The organism is Lacinutrix sp. (genome assembly GCF_023299985.1).
Taxonomy (GTDB): Bacteria; Bacteroidota; Bacteroidia; order Flavobacteriales; family Flavobacteriaceae; genus Lacinutrix.
Window position 1 is genome coordinate 1 of the sequence record NZ_JALZVX010000126.1, and the last position, 4,415, is coordinate 4,415.

A 4,415-nucleotide genomic window follows, 5' to 3' on the forward strand; every position below is an offset into this window, starting at 1 on the left:
CAAGTAATGTTTTTTTATTTCTACTTAAAGGAATTTCGTAAGAGCCAACTTCAACATTTTTACTGTTAAATCGGTCAACTTTATCCAAATTCACAATGTAGGATTTGTGAATTCTTAAAAACTTACCTTCTGGTAATTCACCTTCAAACGCTTTCATTGTAGATAAAACAACAAGAGAAGTGTCTTCGGTTACTAATTTTACGTAATCACCAAGTGCTTCAATCCACTTAATGTCTTTAATATATACTTTACGTTTTTTAAGGTTACTTTTTACAAAAATATGTTCACCTTCAGTTTCGTTAAAGTCTAATTTAAGTTTATGCTGTTCTAAGGATTTATCTACTGCTTGGTTAAAGCGTTCGCGATTTATTGGTTTTTGTAGGTAATCTGTCGCATCATAGTTAAATGCTTTAAAAGCATATTCTGTTTTTCCAGTAACAAAAATAATTTGTGGTTTGTTATTTAACACGTCTAATAGTTCAAAACCATTAAGTACTGGCATCTCTATATCTAAAAAGATAAGGTCTACCTTGTGCGTGTTCAAACCGTTTTTTGTTTCTAAAGCACTGCTGTATTCAGCGATGAGATTTAAGGATTTATTGTTCTCAATTAGTTTAACTATTGAAAGTCTTTGTATTGCTGAATCATCAACCACTACACAATTTAGAGTCATAGCATTTGGTTTATTTGGGTTACTTATTGTTTTAATTCTCGACAATGTTACGAAAAATTCGGATTAAAACCAAAAAACATCGCTTAAATGTAAATATTAACATTTTATTTAGATTTAATTTAACGCTACTATTGTGCTAAAACTTTAATTAAGAAAGTATTGTATGTTTTAATAAAAAGAGTTATTTTTGCACTCATTTTTAACACAAATAAATTAGATTTTTATGAATCATTACGAAACTGTTTTCATCTTAAATCCCGTTTTATCTGATACTCAGATAAAGGAGACAGTAAAGAAGTACGAAGAATTTCTTACCTCTAGAGGAGCAAAGATGGTATCCAAAGAAGATTGGGGACTGAAAAAGTTAGCTTACCCAATACAAAACAAAAAAAGTGGTTTTTACCATTTATTCGAGTACACCGTAGATGGTGAACACATTAATCCTTTAGAAGTAGAGTTTAGACGTGATGAGCGTTTTATGCGTTACTTAACTGTAGCTTTAGACAAGCACGCGATTTCGTGGGCAGAGAGAAGAAGAGTTAAATTAAAAGCAAAAGCATAATTATGGCATCTATAGAACAACAAGCAAAAGGAAAAAAAGAAGGTGAAATTAGATATTTAACACCTTTAAATATAGATACGAACAAACAGAAAAAGTATTGTCGTTTCAAAAAATCTGGAATCAAGTATGTAGATTACAAAAATCCAGACTGGTTAATAGGTTTCATTAACGAACAAGGTAAAATTTTACCAAGACGTTTAACAGGAACATCATTAAAGTATCAAAGAAAAGTATCTGTAGCAGTAAAAAGAGCGCGTCATTTAGCGTTATTACCTTATGTAACAGATTTATTAAAATAAAATAGTCATAACAATGGAACTTATATTAAAACAAGACGTTGAAAATTTAGGATTTAAAGACGATGTTGTAACGGTTAAGAACGGTTATGGTAGAAACTTTTTAATTCCTACAGGTCACGCTGTATTAGCTACATCTTCTGCAAAGAAAGTATTAGCCGAAAACTTAAAGCAACGTGCATTTAAAGAAAAGAAAGAAATCGATGAGGCTAATGCAATTGCAGAAGCTATTAAAGGTTTAGAAATTAAAATCGCATCTAAAACTGGTCAGGGAGACAAGTTATTTGGTTCTGTAAACAACATTAATGTTGCAGAAGCTTTAGCAAAAGAAGGTCATGCTATAGATAAGAAATTTATCTCAGTAACAGGTGGAAATGTTAAACGTATAGGGAAGTACGATGCTTCTGTTCGTTTACACAGATCAGTATCTGCAGACATTCAGTTTGAGGTTGTAGCGCAAGCTTAAGATTTTAAATCATATAATACAAAACCGTTTGGAGCTACTCTAAACGGTTTTTTTAATTTTATCGCTTTCGCGGAATTACCAATGAAAAAACATTTATACGTTATACTACTATTAATATTTGTAGTGTCTTGCAAGAACAATACTTCTGATACGAATCTTTCATCTGAAGCAGATACACAAACCACTAAAAAGTCTGTATTAATTGAAACTTTTAAATACAAAGCAGATGCAGCACCAATTATTAGTGTACATCGTGGTGGAAAAAGTATTGAAAACTATCCAGAAAACTGTTTAGAAACCTTGCAATATGTAAACGATAGTATTCCAGCTATTTTTGAGATAGATATAGCAAAAACCAAGGACAACCAATTAGTATTGTTGCACGATAATACTTTAGAGCGTACAAGTACTGGAACAGGAAAATTAACAGATTACACGTACAAAGAATTACAAGCTTTTAATTTAGAAGACGATTTTAATAATGAAACAGCTTTTAAAATCCCATTGTTTATAAACGTTCTAAAATGGGCTAAAACAAATAATGTAATATTAACTGTAGATATAAAACGTAGTGTAGCTGTAGAAACAGTTATAGACGCTATTAGAGCCGAAAAGGCAGAAGATGTTTGTGTTATTATTACTTACGATTTAAAACAGGCTCAAAAAGCCTATAATTGGGCTCCAGAGTTTTTGTTATCTGTTTCTGCTAGAAATGAAAAGGAATTGAACTGGTTATTACAATCTAAAATTCCAACAGAAAACATGTTAGCCTTTACTGGAACACGTATAAGTGAAAACGGATTCTATAAAAAAGTACAGTCTTATGGTATAAAAACCATATTAGGTACTTTAGGAAATTTAGACAAGCAAGCAAAATCTAAAGGAGATGTGTCCTATAAAGTATGGCAAGAAAAAGGAATAGATATTTTTGCTACAGATAGACCATTCGCATCAGCAAAAGCATTAAATATTAAGAAATAAAATAATAAAAGTTTTCGCATTCGCGGAAATGAAAAAATATAAATTTTTCATGAATCCGTTTACGGAAACCATTTTTCTTTAGTGAAATAAAAATACAAAATGAAATATTCAAGACTTACAAAAGAACAATTTGAAGAGTTAGAGAAAGAGTTTATTAATTTTTTGGCTACACAATCTATAACAGGAGAGGAGTGGATTAATTTAAAAGCTAACAAACCAGAATTAGCAGAAGTGGAACTTGACGTTTTTAGCGATTTAATTTGGGAAGGTGTTTTAAACCAAACCAAATACTTAGAGCATATATCACCAAAAGACATTCACTTATTTGCTTTAAACGAAGACCACATGCATCTTATTGGTATAAAGGTTAAAGAAGAAGTAGACTTAACAACTACTAAAGGTTTTAGCTGGTTACGTGCAAACTTAATGCATGATAATGTAGAATTTGTTCAAGCAAAAAAGGACTACACAGAAGATAAAAACTTAGATAAGTTTACATTAATACAACAAGGTTCTGGTATTACAAAAGGTCAGTTATATGAGTATATGTCTAAACTTATAAACTAAAAAATTACTGTCATTGCGAGGAAGTATGACAAAGTAATCTGTTGACGTTTAAGGATGTATTTAAAATGTATTTCCAATTCAAGAGATTGCCACGCTTTTTTTTTCTAATGAAAAAGCTCGCAATGACGATTAATATTATATATTTTTGTTATTCCTACGAAGGCAGGAATCCACCAAAAAGTAACGTCACTTCGAGTAATTTGTGAAGCATGAACAAATTGTATAGAGAAGACATTAAAAAGATTCCTTTTTTGCAAAGGAAAATATTATGGCACAAAAACCAAGCATACCCAAAGGAACAAGAGATTTTAATCCAGAGCAAGTTGCAAAACGCAACTACATTTTTAGTACTATAAAATCTCATTTTCAGACTTTTGGATTTCAACCTATAGAAACACCAAGCTTCGAAAATAGCGACACGCTAATGGGAAAGTATGGTGAAGAAGGTGATCGCTTGATTTTTAAAATTTTGAATAGTGGTGATTATCTTGATGATTTGATTAATTGTCTTAATTATTTTGTTTTAGATGTATCTCTGATTTTACAAGAGTATATTAAATCAAGCCCAAGAAAAAGTGTCGATGTTTTTGAAATAGAAATGAAAAATCAAATTTTAAAATCATCTCTTAAAGCAAACAAAATTTTATCAAAAAAAAAGGTCTCAGTTGAAAGATTTTCTGAAGATTTATTACCATTAATAAAGAAAAGAAGTGGTTATAATCAAGATAATACTGAAGATTTTTTAAATATTAATAGAGAAGGATTAATTCATTTTTCAACTTTAGTAATTGGTGATTTTTTTAATCAATTAAAACCTAAATATTTAACAGAATGGTTGTCTGAAAAAGCCCTACGCTACGACCTTACAGT

General features: G+C 30.3%; 7 protein-coding genes. 6 read left to right on the plus strand and 1 reads right to left on the minus strand.

The annotated features are described in order from the left end of the window. Window positions 1-673 (minus strand): LytTR family DNA-binding domain-containing protein (locus Q0C58_RS06770; protein WP_290699135.1); only part of this gene is annotated, 673 nt, incomplete at its 3' end. Between the two features lie 223 nt (window positions 674-896). Here Q0C58_RS06770 and rpsF point away from each other — a divergent pair. The 6 genes from rpsF to Q0C58_RS06800 form a co-directional block, all read left to right on the plus strand. Then, entirely contained in the window at window positions 897-1,235 is a 339-nt protein-coding gene (gene rpsF / locus Q0C58_RS06775; RefSeq protein WP_290699137.1) for a 30S ribosomal protein S6, read from the plus strand. Continuing rightward, window positions 1,235-1,534 carry a 30S ribosomal protein S18 gene (gene rpsR / locus Q0C58_RS06780; protein WP_198520124.1) on the plus strand — a complete coding sequence of 100 codons (300 nt, stop codon included), beginning with the start codon at window positions 1,235-1,237 and terminating at the stop codon, window positions 1,532-1,534. The genes rpsF and rpsR overlap by 1 nt, the downstream gene beginning before the upstream one ends. Window positions 1,535-1,547: 13 nt before the next feature. Further along, entirely contained in the window at window positions 1,548-1,997 is a 450-nt protein-coding gene (rplI, locus tag Q0C58_RS06785; RefSeq protein WP_290699140.1) for a 50S ribosomal protein L9, read from the plus strand. Between the two features lie 81 nt (window positions 1,998-2,078). After that, window positions 2,079-2,978, plus strand: a complete 900-nt coding sequence (locus Q0C58_RS06790; protein WP_290699142.1) for a glycerophosphodiester phosphodiesterase family protein — start codon at window positions 2,079-2,081, stop codon at window positions 2,976-2,978. 99 nt (window positions 2,979-3,077) lie between these two features. After that, window positions 3,078-3,545: a DUF6495 family protein gene (locus Q0C58_RS06795; protein WP_290699144.1), complete on the plus strand. Its 468-nt coding sequence runs from the start codon at window positions 3,078-3,080 to the stop codon at window positions 3,543-3,545. 268 nt (window positions 3,546-3,813) lie between these two features. Further along, window positions 3,814-4,415 (plus strand): ATP phosphoribosyltransferase regulatory subunit (locus Q0C58_RS06800; protein WP_290699146.1); only part of this gene is annotated, 602 nt, incomplete at its 3' end.

Excerpts from the sequence above, each read along its gene's own strand:
- rpsF (WP_290699137.1), top strand. The coding sequence starts at position 897 with ATGAATCATTACGAAACTGTTTTCATCTTAAATCCCGTTTTATCTGAT.
- rplI (WP_290699140.1), top strand. The coding sequence starts at position 1,548 with ATGGAACTTATATTAAAACAAGACGTTGAAAATTTAGGATTTAAAGAC.
- Q0C58_RS06790 (WP_290699142.1), top strand. The coding sequence starts at position 2,079 with ATGAAAAAACATTTATACGTTATACTACTATTAATATTTGTAGTGTCT.
- Q0C58_RS06795 (WP_290699144.1), top strand. The coding sequence starts at position 3,078 with ATGAAATATTCAAGACTTACAAAAGAACAATTTGAAGAGTTAGAGAAA.